This is a genomic window from Pontibacterium sp. (assembly GCF_041587635.1).
Taxonomy (GTDB): domain Bacteria; phylum Pseudomonadota; class Gammaproteobacteria; order Pseudomonadales; family Balneatricaceae; genus Pontibacterium.
The window spans coordinates 1-3,156 of sequence record NZ_JBFGYC010000473.1 but is presented as its reverse complement, the minus strand read 5'-3'; the positions used below and the strand labels follow the sequence as shown (position 1 = coordinate 3,156).

Below are 3,156 nucleotides of genomic sequence, written 5' to 3'. Positions count from 1 at the left end.
TGTATTTGGCCAGTTCAACGGTGCGATTTACATAACCCCATTCGTTGTCGTACCACGCATAGATTTTCAGTTGAGTTCCATTCACCACCATGGTGGAAAGCGCATCAACGATACTGGAACGAGGATCTGTGCGGTAATCGATTGATACCAGAGGGCGCTCTTCGTAGCCGAGTACACCTTCGAGTTCATTTTCTGCTGCATCTTTAAACAGCGTGTTTACTTCTTCGATGGTAGTCTCGCGCTTCAGCTCAAACACCATGTCGGTCAGTGACGCATTAGCGAGAGGGATTCGCACGGCGTGACCGTTAAGACGACCTTTCAGGTCGGGGAATATTTCAGTGATAGCTTTTGCCGATCCTGTCGTGGTTGGGATCAGGCTCATACCGCAGGCGCGTGCACGGCGCAGATCTTTATGCGGCGCATCCAGAATGGTCTGGGTATTGGTGATGTCGTGAATCGTGGTCATCGAGCCGTGACGGATGCCCAATTTTTCATGCACAACTTTGATGACCGGTGCCAGGCAGTTTGTCGTGCAGGATGCGGCGGTTACAATGCGGTTCTGGGTCGGATCAAAAAGGTCGTGATTAATACCCATGACCAGATTCAATGCGCCGTCTTCTTTGACCGGGGCGGTGACCAGCACCCGTTTTACGCCTTGTTCCAGATAGCGGTTTAATACATCTACAGACTTAAATTTACCACTGGCTTCGATGACCAGATCGCAGCCGGACCAATCGGTATCTGAAATCCCTTTGTTGCTGCTGAATGTCAGCGAGTGGGAGTCGATGCAGATCTTACCGTTTTCCTCTGACACATTGTGCGGCCAGATGCCGTGTATGGAGTCGAATTTAAGTAAGTGGGCAAAGGTTGCTGCATCACCTTCCGGATCGTTGATCTGAACGAATTCGAGTTCGGGGTAATCCCAGCCTGCGCGCAAAGCGAGACGTCCCATACGTCCAAAACCGTTAATACCTACTTTGATGCCCATGGCGATGTCTCCAAATACCGGGTTGAGCGCGCATTGTTATCGATTCAGATAGTTTTTTATACTGCGCATATATACGAATTTTCACATATATTATTTTTCATATGTGATGATGTCCAGTGAATCGATAGGTGGAAAAAGAAAATTAATAGGACGGTCATAAAAAGGCCCCTCACTCCCTAGCGGGAGGGAGGGACAGAATCTGTGTTAACTCCGCGAGTGGACGAAGTTAGAAGATGGGATGCGGATGAGTGTCCATCGAAGAAAGAGCACTAACCACCCATTCAGTATGGAGGCTAATGCTGCACCGCAACACTGTACTTTGGTCTACAAATCAAAGGCTTTTTGTCTTTTTGGCAGCATTTTTTTTGCAGTTGCTCACTCGACAATAACATCTTCTTCATAGCGGAACGGGTGAGCATCATAGGTACCCATGATGCGGACATCGCGCGCAAAGAAGTCCAGCTCCTGCAGGGCGTACTGCATCGACTTCTCATTAGGATGGCCTTCTACATCCAGATGGAAGCTGGTTGCGGTCATTGTGTCGGACGCCATGTAGCTTTCCAGTTTCACCATGTTTACGCCATTGGTACTGAATCCGCCCAGCGCTTTATACAGCGCGGCGGGGATGTTGCGTACCGTGAACATGATGGTGGTGATGTATTTGGTGGTCGGATCAAACTCAGGCACAAACTTGTCGCGTGACAGGATCAAAAAGCGGGTGGTGTTGCCATCTTTATCCTGAAAATTCTCGCGTAATACTTCAAGACCATACAGATCTGCGGCAAGACTAGACGCAATAGCAGCGAATTGCTTTTTCCCGGCTTTAGGTAACGCAGAGGCGGAACCCGCAGTATCCAGGCTGGCAATTGGCTCCAGCCCTAATTCTTTAATGTGATCTAGACACTGTGCCAGCGCTTGAGGGTGAGACGAGACGGTTTTCAATTCGTCCAGTTGCGTGCCGGGCAGGCCAAGCAGACAGTGGTTTACCGGCTCAAAATGCTCCCCCACGATATGCAGCTGGGTTTTGGGCATCAGGCGATAGATCTCTTCCACGCGACCGGCGGTGGAGTTTTCCAGCGGAATCATCGCCAGATCAGCTTTACCGTCTTCCACCATAAACATTGCCTCGACAAAAGTTTCACAGGCAAAGGCTTCCATGTTCGGAAAAACACGGGTGCAAGATAGGTGAGAATACGCGCCGGGCTGGCCTTGGTAGGCGATGATTTGCGTTGAGTCGCTCATGATGTGATCCGTACAAACAGGGTGAGAAAGCCCAATATTATGGCACAGGCCACTTAGTAACTGGAAAAAAAATACCCCTTTGGTAAGGTGGCTGCTCGATCGGCGATCGGGCATGAAATGCCCCCCGCAAGTGGGGCTTAACCTTGGATTCATTGGCACAGAAGCTGATTGATCTGAAGGATTACCTATTGATGCAGCCGGTGGCTGAACATATAGCCCAGCTCGCGATATGACCCCAAGGACACGAGGAGTTCCAGTGACTACAAGACAAACACAGAAGAAGCCAATCTATGACTTTATGGTGATTGGTGGCGGTATCCTTGGGATGTCTACGGCAATGCAGTTACAAGATGCCTATCCGGGTTGTTCTGTGGTTGTGCTTGAAAAGGAGTCATCCCCGGCACAGCATCAGACGGGCCGTAACTCCGGTGTGATTCATGCGGGGGTGTATTACAAACCGGGCAGCCTGAAAGCGCAGTTTTGTAAGGCTGGAAATCAGGCCACTAAAGCGTTCTGTGATGAACATGGTATTCATTATGATCAGTGCGGAAAGCTGTTAGTGGCTACGGATGCTCAGGAGTTGGAGCGGATGCAGGCCCTGATCGAACGCTGTGCTCAGAATGAGTTAGAGATTGAGGTGCTCGATCAGCAGCAACTGAAAGCCAGAGAACCCGCGATAACCGGGGTCGGTGCGATTTACGTGCCTTCCACCGGTATTGTCAGCTATCGTGAAATTACCAATAAGATGGCTGAGCTGGTGGTGGCAAAAGGTGGGCAGGTGAACTTTCACACCCACGTAGATAACCTGGAAGAATTTGTTGATCGGGTCACTGCATATACTAATCAGGGACGCTTCCAGGCTCGTTATCTGGTGGCGTGCGCAGGATTGCAATCCGATCGCGTGGTTAAGATGCTGGGGAAAGAAC

The 3,156-nt window shown here is 50.1% G+C and carries 3 protein-coding genes; 1 reads left to right on the top strand and 2 read right to left on the bottom strand.

All coding sequences use genetic code 11. The features are described from left to right. Nucleotides 1-988 (bottom strand): ArsJ-associated glyceraldehyde-3-phosphate dehydrogenase (locus ABYW01_RS17675; RefSeq protein WP_372835321.1); only part of this gene is annotated, 988 nt, incomplete at its 3' end. Nucleotides 989-1,363: 375 nt separating this feature from the next. Continuing rightward, nucleotides 1,364-2,230, bottom strand: a complete 867-nt coding sequence (locus tag ABYW01_RS17670) for a prephenate dehydratase (RefSeq protein ID WP_372835319.1) — start codon at nt 2,228-2,230, stop codon at nt 1,364-1,366. A 256-nt stretch (nt 2,231-2,486) separates the two neighbouring features. On the opposite strand from ABYW01_RS17670, the gene lhgO reads away from it, so the two are divergent. Next, nucleotides 2,487-3,156: L-2-hydroxyglutarate oxidase (lhgO, locus tag ABYW01_RS17665; protein WP_372835317.1), on the top strand; the 670-nt coding region annotated here is incomplete at its 3' end.

Excerpts from the sequence above, each read along its gene's own strand:
- ABYW01_RS17670 (WP_372835319.1), bottom strand. The coding sequence starts at position 2,230 with ATGAGCGACTCAACGCAAATCATCGCCTACCAAGGCCAGCCCGGCGCG.